Source organism: Sphingorhabdus lacus (assembly GCF_009768975.1).
In the GTDB taxonomy this organism is placed as follows: Bacteria; Pseudomonadota; Alphaproteobacteria; order Sphingomonadales; family Sphingomonadaceae; genus Sphingorhabdus_B; species Sphingorhabdus_B lacus.
The window spans coordinates 1,928,299-1,945,840 of the sequence record NZ_CP035733.1; the positions used below are offsets into that span (position 1 = coordinate 1,928,299).

At 59.5% G+C, this 17,542-nt stretch carries 17 protein-coding genes; 12 read left to right on the forward strand and 5 right to left on the reverse strand.

Features of this window, described 5'->3' with window-relative positions:
- Positions 1-3: 3 nt before the first annotated feature.
- From EUU25_RS09065 to EUU25_RS09120, 12 genes are read left to right on the forward strand one after another with little or no spacing between them, the layout of a single operon-like run.
- On the forward strand, positions 4-711 hold the full coding sequence (locus EUU25_RS09065) for a conjugal transfer protein TraV (RefSeq protein ID WP_158900275.1): 708 nt from the start codon (positions 4-6) through the stop codon (positions 709-711).
- Positions 711-3,257 carry a type IV secretion system protein TraC gene (gene traC / locus EUU25_RS09070; RefSeq protein ID WP_158903269.1) on the forward strand — a complete coding sequence of 849 codons (2,547 nt, stop codon included), beginning with the start codon at positions 711-713 and terminating at the stop codon, positions 3,255-3,257. The genes EUU25_RS09065 and traC overlap by 1 nt, the downstream gene beginning before the upstream one ends.
- Before the next feature lie 26 nt (positions 3,258-3,283).
- On the forward strand, positions 3,284-3,673 hold the full coding sequence (locus EUU25_RS09075; RefSeq protein WP_158900277.1) for a hypothetical protein: 390 nt from the start codon (positions 3,284-3,286) through the stop codon (positions 3,671-3,673).
- Positions 3,673-4,089: a TrbI F-type domain-containing protein gene (locus EUU25_RS09080; protein WP_158900279.1), complete on the forward strand. Its 417-nt coding sequence runs from the start codon at positions 3,673-3,675 to the stop codon at positions 4,087-4,089. Before EUU25_RS09075 ends, EUU25_RS09080 begins: the two co-directional genes overlap by 1 nt.
- A complete protein-coding gene (locus EUU25_RS09085) occupies positions 4,076-4,600 on the forward strand; it encodes a S26 family signal peptidase (RefSeq protein ID WP_246162628.1) in 525 nt (174 codons plus the stop codon). The genes EUU25_RS09080 and EUU25_RS09085 overlap by 14 nt, the downstream gene beginning before the upstream one ends.
- Complete coding sequence (gene traW / locus EUU25_RS09090) at positions 4,597-5,232, forward strand: type-F conjugative transfer system protein TraW (RefSeq protein WP_158900281.1); 636 nt, start codon at positions 4,597-4,599, stop codon at positions 5,230-5,232. The genes EUU25_RS09085 and traW overlap by 4 nt, the downstream gene beginning before the upstream one ends.
- Positions 5,229-6,248 carry a conjugal transfer pilus assembly protein TraU gene (gene traU / locus EUU25_RS09095; RefSeq protein ID WP_158900283.1) on the forward strand — a complete coding sequence of 340 codons (1,020 nt, stop codon included), beginning with the start codon at positions 5,229-5,231 and terminating at the stop codon, positions 6,246-6,248. Before traW ends, traU begins: the two co-directional genes overlap by 4 nt.
- Positions 6,245-7,009, forward strand: coding sequence for a type-F conjugative transfer system pilin assembly protein TrbC (gene trbC, locus EUU25_RS09100; protein WP_158900285.1), 765 nt, complete (start codon positions 6,245-6,247; stop codon positions 7,007-7,009). The genes traU and trbC overlap by 4 nt, the downstream gene beginning before the upstream one ends.
- Complete coding sequence (locus EUU25_RS09105) at positions 7,006-8,745, forward strand: conjugal transfer protein TraN (RefSeq protein ID WP_425505177.1); 1,740 nt, start codon at positions 7,006-7,008, stop codon at positions 8,743-8,745. The genes trbC and EUU25_RS09105 overlap by 4 nt, the downstream gene beginning before the upstream one ends.
- 19 nt (positions 8,746-8,764) lie before the next feature.
- Positions 8,765-9,553, forward strand: coding sequence for a conjugal transfer protein TraF (locus EUU25_RS09110; RefSeq protein ID WP_158903275.1), 789 nt, complete (start codon positions 8,765-8,767; stop codon positions 9,551-9,553).
- On the forward strand, positions 9,543-10,979 hold the full coding sequence (locus EUU25_RS09115) for a conjugal transfer protein TraH (RefSeq protein ID WP_158900287.1): 1,437 nt from the start codon (positions 9,543-9,545) through the stop codon (positions 10,977-10,979). Before EUU25_RS09110 ends, EUU25_RS09115 begins: the two co-directional genes overlap by 11 nt.
- A 19-nt stretch (positions 10,980-10,998) precedes the next feature.
- Positions 10,999-13,707 carry a conjugal transfer protein TraG N-terminal domain-containing protein gene (locus EUU25_RS09120; RefSeq protein ID WP_158900289.1) on the forward strand — a complete coding sequence of 903 codons (2,709 nt, stop codon included), beginning with the start codon at positions 10,999-11,001 and terminating at the stop codon, positions 13,705-13,707.
- A gap of 4 nt (positions 13,708-13,711) precedes the next feature.
- On the opposite strand, the gene EUU25_RS09125 is transcribed toward EUU25_RS09120, so the two are convergent.
- From EUU25_RS09125 to narI, 5 genes are all read right to left on the reverse strand, one after another.
- Complete coding sequence (locus EUU25_RS09125; RefSeq protein ID WP_158900291.1) at positions 13,712-13,933, reverse strand: hypothetical protein; 222 nt, start codon at positions 13,931-13,933, stop codon at positions 13,712-13,714.
- A 549-nt stretch (positions 13,934-14,482) separates the two neighbouring features.
- Complete coding sequence (locus tag EUU25_RS09130; protein WP_158900293.1) at positions 14,483-15,019, reverse strand: molybdenum cofactor synthesis domain-containing protein; 537 nt, start codon at positions 15,017-15,019, stop codon at positions 14,483-14,485.
- Between the two features lie 2 nt (positions 15,020-15,021).
- Positions 15,022-16,035 carry a GTP 3',8-cyclase MoaA gene (gene moaA / locus EUU25_RS09135; RefSeq protein ID WP_158900295.1) on the reverse strand — a complete coding sequence of 338 codons (1,014 nt, stop codon included), beginning with the start codon at positions 16,033-16,035 and terminating at the stop codon, positions 15,022-15,024.
- A complete protein-coding gene (locus EUU25_RS09140; RefSeq protein ID WP_158900297.1) occupies positions 16,032-16,844 on the reverse strand; it encodes a peptidylprolyl isomerase in 813 nt (270 codons plus the stop codon). Before EUU25_RS09140 ends, moaA begins: the two co-directional genes overlap by 4 nt.
- Positions 16,837-17,541 (reverse strand): respiratory nitrate reductase subunit gamma, encoded by a 705-nt coding sequence (gene narI, locus EUU25_RS09145; RefSeq protein WP_158900299.1) that lies wholly within the window; start codon positions 17,539-17,541, stop codon positions 16,837-16,839. The genes EUU25_RS09140 and narI overlap by 8 nt, the downstream gene beginning before the upstream one ends.
- Position 17,542: the final 1 nt, after the last annotated feature.

A 17,542-nucleotide genomic window follows, 5' to 3' on the forward strand; every position in this document is an offset into this window, starting at 1 on the left:
CCGATGCGCCCCCTCCCCCTTTTGATCCTTGCCGCACCACTCCTTTTAGCGACCAGCGGCTGTGCAACCTTTGCCACCAACATCGCGGGCGATTTTGAATGCCGCGCCAAGGACAAGAACAATATCGAGCACTGCCAGCCTGCAAGCCGGATCGATGCTGCGGCAATGGCAACGCTTGGCAGCGATAGTAATGCGCAGACGAGCTTGCCCCGCGCGGCTGTCGCGCAAGGTGACCGGACGCGCAGCCGCGAACGCACGGTACGTATCGTCTTTCCAGCCCACGTCGATGAAGCGGGCATCCTTCATGAAGAAGCGGTTGCCTGGGCAGTCATCGACCGGACTGACTGGGCCGCGCGGCTCCGTCGCAAAGCAGAGGATGGCACAAGCGCCTATGCTCGCTCGGTCGCGCGCGCCCTAAAGGCTGCGCAGGCATTGCCGTCTGTTGCCACCCCGGCGAGCGTTGAACGTCAACAGGCCTCGCCAGATACCAGCTTTTCCGAAGATCCCTTTTCCATAGCCTCGCCGCTGGCTCTCCCCTCCACGGCGCGCGAGGCTGTTGCCGGTGCCAGCGCACCGGCGGTCGAGGGGTTCGACATGTCAGCCCCCCTCCCGCATGTCCGGACCCCTCGACACCCTGATAGCAAAGAAGCACCCGTCTATCCGAGCGCCGAAGCGATCGACGCTGCCAGGTCCGCAAAGGAGCCTGAATGATGGCGCTCGGCTTTGCTTCGTTGAAATCGCGCCTATTGGAAGGCTTGCTGGGCGATGCCGAAGCGGTCGAAGCCCCGCGCGGCGGGCTGCTGCTCGACATGCTCTCCGACTGGCTTCCCTACCGCGTCTTTGATCCGCGGAGCAGGCTCTACCTCAATGCGCGCTCGAAAGGCTTTGTCCTCGGGGTCACCCCGCTCATTGGCGCTGATGAACGGACCGGCGAGATATTGGGGCAGTTCTTTTCCGAGGGGCTGCCGCCGGGTGCCTGTTTGCAGATATTGCATCATGCAAGCCCCCGGATCAGCGGAATCGTCGCACCCTGGTTTGCGCCGCGCTATGCCCAGGGCGGCGTCTATGAAGCGATCGCGAGGCACAGGGCGAAGCGGCTTTACGGCCTCGTTTGGAATTCAGGGAGCGGCGATGCGCCCTTTCATACCCGCCACCACCAGCTGTTCGTATCGCTTGGTGTGCCGACGAACGCCCAGATCAGCGATGAAGAACTGGTCCAGACCCGCGACGGGCTGATGGCGATGCTGCGCTCGCTGAACCTTGGCGTCCGCGAGATCGAACCCCAGGGGCTGATTGCGCTGATCGACGATCTGACCTCGCCAACGACCGCGCCGCAGGATGATGCTTGCCCCTATAATCCGCTCGATCCGATATCAGCGCAGGTCGTGCGCCGCGACATCGAACTTCTGGTCGAGGAAGACCGGATGCTGCTGCGAACCGAGCGCTTTCGCGCCACCGGCGAAGAAAATGAGGGCGTTCCCGAAATCGGTACCGTCTATCCCGATTGTTTCGACATCCGCCATTATGGGGTGCGGAACATGCCCCAGCGCTGGGCACCGTGGGAATGTTCGCGGCTGATCGGCGACCTTTTCACCGACAAGCTCCGCTTCCCCTGCCCGACCGCCACAATGCTATGCCTTTCCTATCCCTCGCAGGAAGCAGCCTCTGCGCGCGCTGGATACAAGTTCATGCGCACGACAAGTCTTGCAGGCACAAAAAGTGCGCGTTTCTTGCCCAAAATCGCCGAGCAATCCGCCGAATGGCAACATGTCCAGGCCGAGCTGCAGGAAGGCCGAAAGCTCGCCAAGGTCTTTTACGGGGTCACGGCCTATTCGCCATTGGGTGCCGGCGACCGCAACGAGCGCGCGATCAAGTCGATCTACAAGGCGGCAGGCTGGGACCTGATCGACGAGCGCTTCCTGCAAATCCAGGGACTGCTCGCAGCCATGCCGCTCACACTTGCCGACGGGCTGGCGAAAGACATGGAAAGGCTGAAACGCATGAAAACGCTGCTCTCGACAACGGCCGCCAACATCGCACCGCTGCAGGGCGAATATCTGGGCGGACCCTTGCCGCATTTGCTGTTCGTCGGCAGGCGCGGCCAGCCCTTTTTCTGGTCGCCCTTCGAAAACGAAGCCGGCAACCATAATGTCGCAATCTGCGGCAAATCGGGGTCGGGCAAGTCGGTGCTCTTGCAGGAAATGTGTGCAGCACTTCGCGGCGCTGGCGCGCAGGTTGTCGTGATCGACGATGGCCGGAGCTTTGAACATTCGGTGAAGCTTCAGGGTGGCCGCTTTGTCGAGTTCACGCTTGCCTCGGGCTTTTGCTTGAATCCCTTTTCGATGATCGACGCCGAGCGGGCGAGCGAGGACGAGGATTACCGGCTCGACTGTTTCGGGATGGTCAAGGCCATCATCGGCCAGATGGCGCGGCACAGCGAAGCCTTGAGCGATGCCGAACGCGGCTTTGTCGATTCAGCGGTGATGAAGGTCTGGACCGAGGACGGGACGCGCGGCTCGATCAATGCCATTGCGCGCGCACTAGTGGCGACCGCCAATCCGATTGCCGAAAATCTCGCAGTGTCGATTGCACCCTATATGGCAGGCGGCAGCTATGGCGCTTTCTTTGCGGGCCAAGCGAGTCTGAACTTCGACGCCGACTTTACCGTCTTTGAAATGTCCGATTTGGCCACCCGCGAGGATCTCAGAAGCGTCGTGCTTTCGGCAATCATGTTTATGACCAGCCAGGCGATGACCCGGAGCCCGCGCTCGGTCAGGAAACTGCTACTGATCGACGAGGCCTGGTCGATGCTCAAGGGCGGGTCGATGGGCGAATTTGTCGAGACCTATGCGCGCACCTGCCGCAAATATGGCGGGGCGCTCGCAACCGCGACGCAATCATTGAACGACTATTACAAATCCGATGGAGCAACAGCAGCGCTCGAGAACAGCGACTGGATGCTCATCCTCCAGCAAAAGCCCGAAACCATTGCCGACTTCAAGCGCGCAAGCCGCCTCGACATGGACGACCGCACCGAGACGCTCATTCGCAGCCTCAAACGCTCGGGCTCAGACTATAGCGAGGTCTTCATCAAGGGCCCCGAGGTCGAGAGCATCGGACGGCTGGTGCTCGATGACTATTCAGCAACGCTCTTTTCAAGCTCGCCCGACACCTTCGCCAAAATCGATGCCGAACTTGCGCGCGGGATGCAGTTGGCGGACGCGATCGAGCGCATCGCCTTTCCACAGAACTTCTGAAACTAACCGAATAAGGAATTGATACAATGACATTTGATTTCACAACACCCATGGACCGGGCGGCCGATGCCGGTAAACATGTTTCAAGAGAGAGCGCTTTTCCCTGGCGGCGTTTCCTCTCAGACAGCTGCTATATCATGATCCGAAGCAGCGGCTTTGCCGTAACCACCTTCCTGATGACGCTGGGTCTGCCGCTCTTCTTCTTCCTTCTGATTTCTGGCTGGAACATGGACCTGCTTTTCCTCCAGCTCGATAACATCGCCAACCGCTATCTGGGCGCCGAGACCGCGCGCCAACTCGCCTTTTCGGGTGAATTGCAAACGGGATTTTTCGCAGCCGTAGTCCTGATCGCGCTTTGGCGCACGCCGCGCTTTGTCTCCGAACTTATGCGCGCGCTCGATGAAGGAAAAAAGTGATGGAGAACATACTGGCAACATCTGATGCGCCAAAGCCCGAACGCCGCTTTGCGGGCTATTCGCTGACCACGCTCGCCAATTTTGGCGGCATCCTATTGGCAGGGCTTTGGGCGAGCTGGGCAACCACCGCGCTCGTCGAGGTCAAGAAACGCGAAGTTGTGACCGTCGAGCTTGCGGGCATGATGGGCGCCTTTGTCGAGGCCGAAGCCCGGAGCGGCAACCCACCCGAAATCATGAAAGCTCGGGTCGAACGCTATCTGAAAGCCGTCGAAGCTTCGGTTGCAACCTTGCGTATAGAAGGACGCACCGTGCTGGTCGCTGAAGCGGTGATTGCAGGTTCGGCCCCCGACTTCACCGAAACCGTCCGCGCCGATGTCGCGCGCCGTCTCGAGAGCAAGGTCGATGACCAAAAATAGCAAAAACCTTGTGTCGCGCATTCCCAAAAGGCTCGCGCTTTGGGGCGGGCTGGCAGCTGCGGCGATGGGTCTTTCAAGCCTGTCGGCCTTTGCCCGCGACCATGCGCTAATGATCAATGTCTCCCCGAGCCTTCCCTATTGGGCGATATGGCTCGAGCGCGGAGTGATGCCAACGCGCGGCGAGATCATCGTGTTCGATCCTCCGCCCTCGGCGCTGCTCGATGCGCATTTTGGCGAGGAACCCAAGCCCTTTGCCAAGAAGGTGCTCGGCGTTGCAGGCGACCACATCAGCGAAAAGGCACGAACCTATTTCATCAACGGCAAGCCTGTCGCCAAAGCCAAGGTCCAGAGCCGCAACGGCGAGAAGCTGGCTTTAGGGCCGACAGGGACGATCCCCAGAGGCTGCTATTATGTCGGCACCGACCATGTCGACGGCTTTGACAGCCGCTATGGAGCAATTGGCTGGATCTGCCGCCCGCGCGTCCTTGGCGTCGGGAGGGCGATCCTGTGAAATATTTGGTCGCCCTTCTCGGGCTGTTATGTGCGACAGCGCCCGCTGCCGCGAAAGATTATGGCCAGCAAGGCACGGTCTTTCCGATCGTCGAACCCGATCTGCTCGAGCAAATCCGCGCCAAATTGCAGCGCCTTGAAGCCAGCGGCGAAACCGCACGGTTGAACACCGACCTCAAGCGGCGGACAATCGCGCGGGTCAACAGACCCGAGCCGGTTGCGGGTCTCGGGACAGCGAGCAGCCCAAGGCAATGGACGTTCGATCCGTCGATCACGGTCGAAGCCGATATCAGCGACGACAAGGGCCGGTTGATCATATCTGCCGGCACGCGCGTCAACCCGCTCGATACCGTAGGCTTGCGACAGAAACTCATTTTCATCGACGGCGACGATGCAGGTCAGCTCGCCTGGGCAATTGCACGTTACAAGCAGGCGGATGCCAAGCTGATCCTTGTTAAAGGCGCGCCGCTCGATCTGATGCGCGCGCGCCAGCGGCGCTTCTATTTCGACCAGGGCGGGACTTTGGTCAAACGCTTCGGCATCCGCGCGGTTCCGGCGATTGTCGAGCAGCAGGGACGCATCCTCCATTTGCGCGAAGTGCCGCTCGCCAAGGCCATGGAGAAGCCATCATGAACATTAAATCAAGGCTTTACAGTACATTTCTGGCATTGATTCTTGCATTCGGTGCGGCAGCAACGCCTGCGTCAGCCGATGCGGGTCCCGGGCGCTGCACCGGCAAGTTCGTCAACCCGATTACCGATATTTGCTGGTCGTGCCTGTTTCCGATTTCGGTGGGGAGCCTCAAAATCTGGCCATCGAACCGCCCCGATCCCGATAATACGGACTCGCCTCTATGCCTGTGCGGGATCCGCCCCGGCATTGCCATGGGCTTCTGGGAGCCGGTGCGCCTTGCCGACGTCTCGATGAAGCCCTGGTGTTTTGTCAATCTGGGTGGATTGAAGCTCGATCCCGGTTTCGACATCGGCTTCAAGACGATCGCCGGGCCGTCAGCGGTGGGCGGTGCAACGCAGTATAACTCGCAATGGCATATCCACTGGTATGCCTATCCGCTCATCTACTGGATGGAGCTGGTCGCAGATTTTCTCTGCCTCGAAGCCGCCTCGGTCGATATTCTCTACATCACCGAGATTGATCCGCTCTGGCAGGATTCCGAACTCACCGCGATCATCAACCCCGAAGCGGTGCTGTTTGCCAACCCCTTGGCGCTCGCCGCCTGCGCCGCTGATTGTGTGATGGCAACACGCAAACTCCCTTCAGACAAGCTCTTCTGGTGCGCGGGCTGTCAGGGCTCGATGTATCCGCTGAACGGCAATGTCTCGGCGACGATCGGCCATGTCCAGGCGTCGAAGCTCGCGCTGTCGCGCTTTGCCTACAAGCTCCACCGCCAGCTTGTGGCGTGGGGAACGATGGGCTCCAAAGGCCTGTGCGGCAAATATCTGATGCCGGTGATGAGGAAGCAACAATATCGCTTCCAGCCCACCAACCCCAATCCGCTGACCAAGGGCCGCTATGCCTGCGCGCCGATTGGCGCCTCGACCACCTTCAATTCGGCAGGCCAGGTCATCCCCGCGATCGGTGAGGATATGGGCTATCTGGTCTGGCGCAAACGGAATTGCTGCGCGCTATGAAACATCCCTTCCTCCTTGCGACCTTCACGCTGTCGATTGGCACGGCTGCTGTTGCAGGGCTTGCCGCGCAAAGCGCCGAGACCGAGCTCGATCTGGCCGCCATTCGTGCACGCGCGGCTGAAGCCGAACCCGATGCCAAGGCGTTAAGCGACACCGCCCGGGCGCGCGCTGCAGAACTGCATGAAAGTGCTAAAGCCAGCGCCCAAGCAGGCGAAGCCAATGGCAGCCGGTACGCGAGCGCTGCAAAAGCCGCTCCTCGCCCCTCGCCGGGCCTCCCTTTCGATTTCGACCGGCTTGTCGCGGACACAGCCGATTTTGACGAAGCACAGATCGGCGAAGCGCCGCGGTTCATTGCCTTTGCCAGCGTGTCGATGCCGGTGCCTGCGCTCAAAGCGATGATCGCCGATGTCGCACAAGCAGGCGGTGTGGTCGTGTTTCGCGGCTTCCCGCAAGGAAGCGCCAAGGCGCTCACCTCAGCCTTGCTCAAGGTGAGCGGCAATGAAGACCTGCCAGCAAGTGTCGGGCTCGATCCCCGCCTCTTCCGCGCCTTCAACATCGACGCCGTCCCTGCCTATGTCGTCACCGCAAGCGACTTCGATCTTTGCGACGGCTTTGATTGTGTGTCGAACGTCCCGCCGCACGACCGGATGACAGGCAATGTCAGCGCCGAACATGCGCTTGAAACTTTTGTCGCAGGCGGTGGTCCCGGCGCCCGGCTTGCGGGCCTCCACCTCAAAGCGCTTCGAAAGGCCAGGCCATGACGCGCGCTGCCCCCAAATGGCTTGCAGCCATGCTCATGCTTGCAGGCCCGCAGCTGGTATCCCCTGCAGCAGCACAGACATCGACGGCCGCCGCCAAGGCCGAAGGCACGGCTTTTGGCCGCGAGAAGGCGGCAGCCGCACAAAGTGCAGCGAGCACCGATCCCGATGCCGGGCGCGTTCCCAATTTTGATGGTAATCCACTGCAATCGGACTATTTCGATGATCCAGATAGCATGGCAGGTGCCGCGGCAGGCCAGACGAGCAGTCACGACGGCTATCGCGCGATGCGCTCGTCAATCGACAACCGCGTGCGCTTTGCACCGGTCGATCTCGATGCGACCATCGCGCGCAGCAAGACGATCAGCGAAGATCCGCTCACCTACACCAGCGGAATGACGGTAAGCGGCACCCAAGGCCGCTGCGTTCCCCTGCCCTCGGCCAACGGCACGTCAACGCGCTATTTTGCTACCTGCAATACGGGCTTTACCGCTGCCGAAGAGCAGAGAGGCTGCAATATTCCGCTCAATGTCTCGGTGACGCCCGCCACGCGCTACACCTATTGGTGCAGCGCCTTTGGCACGCATTTGTTCAACCGCGTCGATGACTGCGCGCTCTTCGACAATCAGCAATGCGACTATGTAGGCGAGCGACCCGGCACCTGTCTCGAATGGGAGACCCGTCCCAACAACCAGCGCTATTGCATCGAGCCCGGCGAACCGGTCACGATATTGAGCTGCCCGTCGCAAGTGGCAGGCGGCACGGTCCGCGCTACCACGACCCAGAACAGCATCGTCGCGGCGCGTGATGAGAGCCAATGTGCACCGCTCGCAGCCGATCCTGATTGCACACAGGATAGCGAGACCTGCACCGACAGCGATCCGGTGACACGCATCATCAACGGCGTTGCCGTCACCCAGCCCTGCTGGGCCTGGGCGCGCAGCTACACTTGCCGGAGCTTTGCCGAAGCGGAGGACTGCCAAAGCCTTTCGCAAACGCCCGGCTGCAATCTGGTGCGCGAGGATTGTCTGACCGATGAACCCTGCCGGACATGGGAGCGGGTCTATGACTGTCCGGTCCCCGATCAGCCCCAATCCCCCAGCCAGTTCATCTGTGACGGCGATGTCTATTGCATCGATGGCAGTTGCGAGACGATCGAGCGCGAGGCCAATGATGAGTTCAAGGATGCCGTTGTCGCATTGAATGCGCTCGATCAGGCACGCCGCGAATTTGACCCCGCGTCGCTCACCTTGTTCCGCGGCACGCGCAACACTTGCTCGTCCAAGGTCTTCGGCGTCCTCAACTGCTGCAAGGGCAAGGGTTTTCCGCTCATCCCCGGTATCAGTCTCTTGGTATCGCTTGGGTGCAGCGCGCAGGAACTACTCCTCCACGAGCGTGATGCGCAAGGCCTCTGCGCTTATGTCGGGACCTATTGTTCGGACAGTTTCCTGGGCGTCTGCCTCACCAAGAAAAAGGTCTATTGCTGCTTTGAATCGAAGCTCTCGCGCATCCTCCAGGAACAGGGTCGCAAGCAGCTGCCAAAGCCTTGGGGCAAACCCAAGACCGAAAGCTGTGCAGGCTTCACCATCGACGAATTTGCCCGGCTCGATCTCTCAGCCATGGATTTCTCCGAAGTCTATGCCGAATTCACAGCGGCAGCGCGCCTTCCCGACGAACTCGAAGCCGCCAGCCAAATCCAGCAGAAAATCGAGGATTATTATGCCAATGCCCAGATTTGACCGCTATGCGCGCGCCGGCATGATCGCGCTCGCAATCACAGCCTTCAGCACTCAATCAGCAGTTGCTCAGACCGGCGCCACCGACGCACCTGCAGAAAATGACGCCTTTTACTGCGAGGAGCGAAAGCTCGGTTACTGGTTCTACTGCACCAGGCCCAAGCCAACGCCAAAGTCAGAAACAGCGGCACCCGTACCAATCCCCGATGCCGTCACCCGTATGGAGGCGATCACGGCTGAATTGCGCGAGTTGAAAGCACGCGCGATCCTCGAGCCAACGCCCGCCAATGTGACGGCCTATGTGCGCTTCCAGCGCGAACAGCTCGACCGGGCGTCGCTGTTTAGCGACGTCTGGCAGCGCGCGATCTGGCAGGATCCCGATCTCGATTACACGCTCCAGCGCCCGGTCTCGACGCTCGCCAAACGGCAATGGCAGGATAGCCGGGCTACTGAGCGCAACGGCGTGATGGCGGGGCTCTCAGCGCGCTACGGGCTTTTCTATTTCTTCGCACAAAGCTGCGGTGCCTGCGAGGTCATGGCACCGATTGTGCGCTCGGTCACCGGAACCTGGGGTATCACTGTGCGCGCTATCTCGACCGATGGCGGGCCTTCCCGCCATTTTCCCAATTATATCGTCGAGACCAACCAGCGGGCCAAAATGGGGTTGGAGCCAAAGGTCACGCCCGCGGTCGTGCTCTGGGACGCCTTGAAGGGCCGCCCCATCCCTATCGGCTATGGCGTGATGTCTGCCGATGAACTGCAGGACCGCATCTATCTCCTCACGCAAAAGGAAGCCGGCCATGACTATTAGACTTAAACAGGCAATCGCCGCGCTCCTCGCTTTCACGCTGCCTTTGACCTCCGCCCAGGCCGATGTCGGCAGTTCGATGGACTCGTTCTTGAACGATGTCGGCGGCGCCGCCAATGTGACAGGACCGACCGCCTTCGAAGGCCAGTCGGCGGGCTATTATAGTCTCGGCAATGTCTGGACGCGCTTTCCGCAAAAGACGACCAGCATCGCCAATCTGCAGCTGCCGCGAGCGCGTGCAGGCTGCGGCGGGATCGATATTTTTGCAGGCAGCTTCAGCTTCATCAACGCAAGCGAGATTGTGGCAATGCTCAAAGCCGTTGCCAATAATGCGGTCGGCTTTGCCTTCAGTCTCGCGATCGACACTGTCTGCCCCGAATGCTCGAAGATCATGCAGGAGTTTTCACAGAAAGCTCAGCTCATGAACAATCTCAACATCAACAGCTGCGAGATGGCGCAAGGTCTGGTCGGCGGCATCTGGCCCAAGGGCGATCTCGCCGACAAAGCGATCTGCGAAGCCATCGGCAATAGCGAAGGCATCTTTACAGACTATGCCGCTGCCAAACATGGCTGCGGCACGCGCGGCCAGCGCGCGAGCACGACTGCCCAGGGGGCTGGCAAATATGATGATGTGAACAGCGGCGTCCCCAGAAACTACACTTGGACCATCCTCAAAAAATCGGCCTTCTTTTCACCGGGCGGGACATTCGACCGCGAGCTCGCCGAATATGCGATGACGCTCATCGGCACGATCATTTATGTTCCGCCAAAGGACGAGGAAGCAGGCAAGTTTGTACCCTTTGCAGGCGATGCGTCTTCGACGCTCGTAACCGCGTTGCTCGACGGCACCCAGGGCGCGCCCGTCAAAATCTTCGACTGCGACGAGCCTGACAAATGCCTCAACCCTACCTTCAAGACGCTGAACCTTCCTACGTCCAAGGCGCTGCGCCCGCGCGTGGCAGCGCTCATCGAAGGTATGGTGCAGGCGATCCGCGACGATACGCCGATCACCGAAGCGCAAAAGGAGCTGCTGCAGGTGGCGTCGGTGCCACTCTACAAGATCCTCACTGTGCAAGCCGCTTATGGCCGCGGCATGCCGACCGATGACCGCGAAACCCTGGCCGAGATTGCAAGCGTCGACCTGCTCTTTGCCATTCTCGACCGCATCACCGGCGAAGCAGGCCGGTCGATGTCGAGTTTTATCGGTGCCGATGAAGCCAAGATCGCAATGTGGCAGGGTCAGGTAAATGCGGTCCGCCAGAGCCTTGCTGACCGGCAAGCCAACACGCATCTCCGCGTCAACGCGATCATGCAGATCATCGAGAAGACAGCCTTCCTCGAAAATGTGCTCGCAGCCTCGATGTCGCCCGGCATGGCGGCATCGCTCGACTGGTCGCGCGCGGTCCAGACCCGCAGCCTCGCGAACTGACGAACAAGGAAAATCAAACATGGTCGAAGTCTTCACGGTCGGTGGCGGCGACTATCTGGTCAATGTCTTTAACGCGGTCGCGGCGTGGACCGGCAATGGCGGTTACAAAGGACTGCTCCAGGTCGTCATGGTCATGGGACTGGGTTTTTCTGCACTGATGCTGGCGTTCAATCAGGACTGGCGCGCATGGATCAACTGGTTCCTGGGAGCGACCCTGATGTACAGCTGCCTGATGGTCCCGCGGCTCGATGTGCAGGTGACCGACAGGCTCAATCCGAGCCTCGCGCCGTCGCAGGTTGCCAATGTGCCGCTGGGCCTCGCGCTCATGGCAAGCTTTACCAGCCAGATCGGCGATTATCTTACCGGCTCGGCCGAAGTGGTGTTCGGGCTGCCCGGCGACCTCAATTATTCAAAGAACGGGATGATATACGGCGCGCGGCTGTATGACGCGACGCGATCCTTGCGCATTTCCGATCCAGAATTTGCTGCCAATCTCGACGAGCATTTCCGGCAATGCGTTTTTTACGACGTGCTGCTTGGCCGCTATTCGATGAAGCAGCTCGCCGAAAGTACCGACATCTGGGCGACGATTGCGCCGGGCAGCCAGGCGCGCGCACAGCGTTTCCTGACCCGCGACACATCAACCGGCGAAGTTACCGCCAATATCATCACCTGCCGGGAGGCCTATACCAGCCTCAACGGCCAATGGGTGCAGCTCATTGACGGCATGGGAAATATATTTGGCCGACAGCTCTACCCCAACCAGACAGCAGCCCTCGCCAAGGCCAAGCTCTTTGCTGATCTGCCGGTCGCCTATCAATATCTGACCGGGGTTTCATCGAACGCAACGGCGATCTTCAAACAGACACTCACCATCAACGCGATGAGCCAGGCCATGCACGCAATGGGCGGCGCAAGCGGGGCTGGCAATGTCGATGTCTATGCCCAAACCCGTGCCGATATCCAGACCGAGCGAACCTACAGTTCGATCGCGAGCAATGCCATGAAATGGGTACCGCTCCTCAACGTCGTATTGACGGTCCTGTTTTATGCGCTCTTCCCGGTCCTCTTCCCTCTGTTTCTGATGCCCAAGACCGGACCTCTTGCGCTCAAAGGCTATGTCACAGGCTTCTTCTATTTGGCAGCTTGGGGGCCCCTTTTTGTTATCCTCCACATGATGCTCATGTTTAAGGGTGCTGCTGACATGACCGCTGCCAGCAATGGCGGCATGACGCTTGCAAGTTTCACCGGCATGGCGGACGTTAACAGCGATATCGGCATATTGGCTGGCTATCTCATTGCCTCGGTGCCATTCTTGGCAGGCGGGGTAGCCAAGGGGGCCATGGCGATCTCGCACCATGCCACCTCCTACCTCAATCCGAGCCAGAACGCCGCTGAGGAAGCCGCACGCGAGGCGAGCACCGGCAATGTCTCTCTCGGCAATACCAGCTTCGAGACCTCGAACGTGCTGACACGCCAGTTCGCCCAAGGCAATGTCGCGCCATCCTTCACTTATGGTGCCGCCCAAACGCGCGGTTACAGCGAGAGCGGCACGATGACGACGAGCTTTGGCGAAGGCAGCTACGACCAGCTCCCGAATTCAAGCTATCCGTTCACACCAACACTGGGTCAGGAGTTCACGTCGCGCCTCTCTACAATGGCCAGCCAGTCCAAATCGAACAGCGAGACTTTTTCGAACCTCGCGCAGCAATCGACAGCAAATGCAGTCACGCATTTTCAGGAACTGCGCAACCAGGTCAGCAAGGGCAGCAGCTTCGAAACCGCAACCGGCCAGACCAACTCCGACAGCGTCAACACCGCGTTCAACGAGGTCGATCAGGCATCGAAAGCGCTGCAGCGCCAATATGGGCTCAGCCGCCGCGCATCCGATGACATCACCACTAGCTGGTTTTTGAACGGTGAAGCAAATGGCGGCGCAGGGGTGAACGGCGGTGTATTTAGTGCAGGCGTTGGGCTGAAAGGCGGACGCAACCAAAGCTGGGCCGACAGCGATATCGGCATAGCGTCCGAAGATCGTTCGCGCATCATGGGTAGCCTCAAGCAGATCTCCGACAGCCGGAACTGGTCGAGCGCGCGCGACAGCTTCGTCAGGACTGTCAGCACGTCGACCAGCTCGTCGATATCGACCAGCGCGAATGGCATGAACGCGTCGCTGACCGAAGCCCAAAGCTTTACGCAAGAAGCCCGGCGTTCTGAAGAGATCGCAAACCGCCTGGAGCAACAGGCATCTTTGTTCAAAGGAAATAGCGCCTCCGGCAACCTGAACCTGTCGCAGACCTACCGCGAATGGGGTCTGGGCGAGATGGAGCGCAACCGCGACTTTTACGGCAATGCGCGGTTTGATGACATAGACTTCCAACTAAGTGCAGAGGGCCAAGCGCTCCAAGCGCGCTTTGTCGACAGCTATGCGGACACCCTGCGCGAAAGAATAGAAGACAAGCTGGTCCTTGCACCTGGAAAGCCGGTCTCCAAGCCTAGCGTATCGTCAGCAGCTGACGTCAGGGGTAACTCGAAGGTTGGCATTGGCAGTGCCCGGCCGGCAGGGGGTAACGCAACTCCGGGCTTCGTTCGTGGAGAGGTGAAGGCTGCTCAACAATCCGGTCGCAGGCGTATCGATACCATTCGCGATTATCTCGATGGCACCACCAAAGGTGCGCAAGGCGCAAGCGAAGAAGCCGCCGATGCAGTGAAAGAATGGAAAAGATAGGCGCTCAAAAAACGTCCTGGATAATGACGAAGGCGGCGAAGCCGGCAAACATGATCGCGATCACGATCCCCAAACGCCGAGCGAATGGATCACTCCATGATTTACGCAGCCGATACTCTGTCAATCGGTTCTCGGCGATTGCCTGATCGATTTCAGCGAAGCCAGACCATTGTCGGCCCGCATCGCTCGGTTCGCGATCCTCAAATGTCACGGGTTTGTTGTCCATTGAGCTAATTCCTTTCTGACTGCTCGCTGGCCACCTCAACTCTGCAGTGTGTGATTTGATAATAGCCGAACGAACCCTCGAAGTCAGCAAATTCGTTAGAACGCACGACTTTGCTGATGGTCTTTTGTGTGAATTCGTGGCGGGGGATCGCAGATGGTTTCGACAAAACATCGCGCCCCGGGCTCGCAGCGCGAGCCACCAAGACGACACCCTTGCAACGGCGCGACGACGCTGGACGTCCTGCGCGCGGGAATGTGCGCCTGCGGGCATCCAGCAAGGAGAGAGGCAAGAGTGTCAGCGGGTCAGACAAAAGCGCCGCACCCTGGCCGAACCTGTGAGGCCAGAGAGCGACCCTAAAATCTCCCGCTCATTTGCGAGCGGGTTTCGGAGAAATCCGCTCCGACATGGTGACTGCTTTGTTGGACATTCCGGAAAGTCCGCTTTCCATGCGAGCATCAGGCTTTCCAGACGTCCGTTCACGGCCATATCTAATAATTGAGATGGCAAATCCTGTCGCCGTCCCAGTTCGCTCCCTTTCAGGTACTTCAGCTAGGAACAGACATCCCGCAGCCGTGGCAGCGCCCCCGCAATCGAGCAAGGCTTGTGACGACTATCGAACTCCAGCTCTAGCAAACCGTCCCATGCGTCGCGGCAAGCGCCGGTCGAACCGGGGATGCAGAATATGAAGCTGTCACCCGCCTGTCCGGCAAAGGCGCGCGATTGCATTGCCGCCACGCCAACGGTCTGTAGGCTCTTTTGCTGAAAGGCGATGGCGAAGCCGTCCATTTCGCGGCGAAGCAGCGGCTTCACCGCTTCGGGCGTGTTGTCGCGCGGCGAAAATCCGGTTCCGCCGGTTGTGAGGATGATCTCTATTTCAGGATCGGCAATCCAGCGTTGCAAGACCGCCTGAATGGCGTCGACATCGTCACGCACGATGGCGCGGTCAAGCAGTTTGTGCCCTGCCTTTGTCAGCCGTTCGACTAGCAGAGCGCCAGACGTGTCGCTCTCTTCACTGCGCGTATCTGAAATCGTCAGCACCGCCGTGCCGAGCGGATAAAAAGTCAGGCTTTCGTTGATGCCAGCCATGGTCACCCCCCGATGGAAGCAAGGTGCGGGGTCGATCCGCTATTGCCTTGATGCAGCAGGTGTGCCGGGGCCTTGGTTGCGACCAATTGCTGCAAGCGTTGAACCAGTTCGTCTATTTGGCCATCCTGCTGCAACAAAGGTCGAAGATCGATGCCTGCGTCGCCGAACAGGCACAGGTGCAGTTTGCCCGTCGCTGAAACGCGAAGGCGGTTGCAGCTGGCGCAAAAATCTTTCGAATAAGGCGCAATGATACCAATCCGGCCCGGCCCTAGCGCATTAGCATATTCGATCGCTGGGCCAGCCCCAGCTGGCCTCTCCAGACGCTGCCAGCCAAGTAGTTCGAGGCGATTGGTGACGAAGGCCCCCGGCAGATGATGTGCGGCGAAATATTCCGGATTGTCGTTTGTGCGCATCACTTCGATAAAGCGCAGCGTCAGGTCTTGCTCGACGACAAAAGCGATAAAGTCATCAAGCTCGTCTTCGTTCAATCCTTTCAGCAATACCGAATTAAGCTTTACGCTGGTTATCCCGGCTTGCCTGCAGGCATCAATACCACGAAGAATTTCGGATAGCCGGTCATGGCCGGTAATCGCGCGGAACCTGTCGGGCTTCAGCGAATCCATGCTGATATTGATCGCGCTGATACCGGCATCGGCATAGCTTTGCGCACGTTCAGCCAGCCGATAGCCGTTGGTCGTGATCGCGACCTTCCCGACGCCTTCAATCCCGGCAACCGCCGCTGCGATCTCCAGAAACTCCCGGCGTAAGGTAGGCTCCCCACCCGTCAGACGCACCTTCCACAAACCCAATGTGCCGAAGGCCGAAACAAGCCTGCGGATTTCATCGACTGAGAGATTTGTAGGTACACCCTTGGCTTTACGGTAGCCGTCAGGAAGGCAATAGCTGCAGCGAAAGTTGCAGACATCGGTCAGCGACAGCCGCAGATATTCAAAGCGACGTCCGTAGTTGTCCGCAAGTACCAGCGGATTCGAAATGGCTGACAGGTTGTCCGTCATTGCACTAGCGGCCCGTCTGCCCCACCCAACTCCACACCTTGTATGTCCGCCTGCGAGGCAAGTATGGAGAGATATTGCGCAACCGCGCGCCGCCAGCTCGCCTCTTCCAGATATTGCGCGATTTTTTCCTGCACCAGTTCAAAGGGCAGTTGTTGGCCTTCGACACGCCGACCGGCGCGGATCACATGCACGCCAAAGCGGGTCTTGACCGGCTCCAGATGCAACATGCCCTCTTCTAACGCGAACAGCACATCCTCAAACTCTTTGACCGTTTGCCCCGGCCCGATCTGTCCCAAATTACCGCCCTGTTCTTTGGAAGGACAGGCCGAGTGTTTCATCGCCAATTCGACAAAAAGCCCTGGCTGTGCTTGCAACTTGCGTATCGTAGTCCGCGCATCGCCGGTAGCCAGCCCATAAGCCAGACTGTCATCGGGCGAGGCCGCAAACAGGATATGTTCGGCTTCCACCAAAGTTGGCGACCTGAACCGATCGCTATGCTGCGCGTAAAAACGCCGTGTAACCGTTTCATCGGCGTGCGGGCATTGCACCTCCTGCTCAAGCAGCGCCTCGATCCGGGCATCTTCTTCCGCCAGCTTGCGCCCTTCGGCATCGACCAGCCCGACGCTCATGATTTCGAGCCGGTCGGCTTCATCAAGCAGTAGCTGGCGGAGGACAAGCGCACGTGCAGCGGCCTCCCACGCCTGATCGGGTGCCGGTGCGGGATGGTTCTGGACCTCGGCAGCAATCAGAGCGGCGTCAATCTCCCTGCCATTCACGATGACGCAAGGGTGCTCGAGGACGTCAGCCATGACGCAACCCCAACTTGCGCGAGCGAACCACTTGATAACCCGGGCGCCAGACGTAGCGGACGGGAGCTGAGAGCATGTGAACAAGGCGGGTAAAGGGGAAGAGCAACAGGATCGTCAGGCCGAGCACCAGATGCGTTTTGAAGATGATGTGCGCATCGGCAACATAAGAGGAGGCGTCGCCTTGAAAGGTGAATATCCCTTGCGCCCAGGTCATGAACTTGACCATTTCGCCGCCGTCGAGATGGTTCATCGAAACCGGGATGGTTCCCAGCCCCAGCACCAGCTGCAGCCAGAGCAGCAGCAGGATCAAAATGTCGCTGAAGCTCGACGTCTTGCGAATGCGTGGGTCGAACAGCCGACGATGCAGCAGCAGGGTGGCGCCGGCAAAGGCCAGTATTCCTGCAATGCCACCCGCAACGATCGCCAGTATCTGTTTCGAACCGTGCGGAATGCCCAATGCATCGAACAGCGCGATAGGCGTTAGCAAGCCGCCGAGATGTCCGAAGAAGATGACTAATACGCCCGCGTGGAACAGCACCGAGCCCCACATCAATTGCCGACGTCGCAAAAGCTGGCTGGAGCCGGATCGCCAGCTATAGGGCTCGCGATCATAACGAATGACGGAGCCAAGCGCGAGTACGACAAGTGCGATATAGGGATAGATGCCGAACAGCATGTGATTAAGGAAATCGGCCATG

Bases quoted from the DNA above. Each gene is read 5' to 3' on its own strand.
- EUU25_RS09065 (WP_158900275.1), top strand. From the start codon at position 4: ATGCGCCCCCTCCCCCTTTTGATCCTTGCCGCACCACTCCTTTTAGCG.
- traC (WP_158903269.1), top strand. From the start codon at position 711: ATGGCGCTCGGCTTTGCTTCGTTGAAATCGCGCCTATTGGAAGGCTTG.
- EUU25_RS09075 (WP_158900277.1), top strand. From the start codon at position 3,284: ATGACATTTGATTTCACAACACCCATGGACCGGGCGGCCGATGCCGGT.
- EUU25_RS09080 (WP_158900279.1), top strand. From the start codon at position 3,673: ATGGAGAACATACTGGCAACATCTGATGCGCCAAAGCCCGAACGCCGC.
- EUU25_RS09085 (WP_246162628.1), top strand. From the start codon at position 4,076: ATGACCAAAAATAGCAAAAACCTTGTGTCGCGCATTCCCAAAAGGCTC.
- traU (WP_158900283.1), top strand. From the start codon at position 5,229: ATGAACATTAAATCAAGGCTTTACAGTACATTTCTGGCATTGATTCTT.
- trbC (WP_158900285.1), top strand. From the start codon at position 6,245: ATGAAACATCCCTTCCTCCTTGCGACCTTCACGCTGTCGATTGGCACG.
- EUU25_RS09105 (WP_425505177.1), top strand. From the start codon at position 7,006: ATGACGCGCGCTGCCCCCAAATGGCTTGCAGCCATGCTCATGCTTGCA.
- EUU25_RS09110 (WP_158903275.1), top strand. From the start codon at position 8,765: ATGATCGCGCTCGCAATCACAGCCTTCAGCACTCAATCAGCAGTTGCT.
- EUU25_RS09115 (WP_158900287.1), top strand. From the start codon at position 9,543: ATGACTATTAGACTTAAACAGGCAATCGCCGCGCTCCTCGCTTTCACG.
- EUU25_RS09120 (WP_158900289.1), top strand. From the start codon at position 10,999: ATGGTCGAAGTCTTCACGGTCGGTGGCGGCGACTATCTGGTCAATGTC.
- EUU25_RS09125 (WP_158900291.1), bottom strand. From the start codon at position 13,933: ATGGACAACAAACCCGTGACATTTGAGGATCGCGAACCGAGCGATGCG.
- EUU25_RS09130 (WP_158900293.1), bottom strand. From the start codon at position 15,019: ATGGCTGGCATCAACGAAAGCCTGACTTTTTATCCGCTCGGCACGGCG.
- moaA (WP_158900295.1), bottom strand. From the start codon at position 16,035: ATGACGGACAACCTGTCAGCCATTTCGAATCCGCTGGTACTTGCGGAC.
- EUU25_RS09140 (WP_158900297.1), bottom strand. From the start codon at position 16,844: ATGGCTGACGTCCTCGAGCACCCTTGCGTCATCGTGAATGGCAGGGAG.
- narI (WP_158900299.1), bottom strand. From the start codon at position 17,541: ATGGCCGATTTCCTTAATCACATGCTGTTCGGCATCTATCCCTATATC.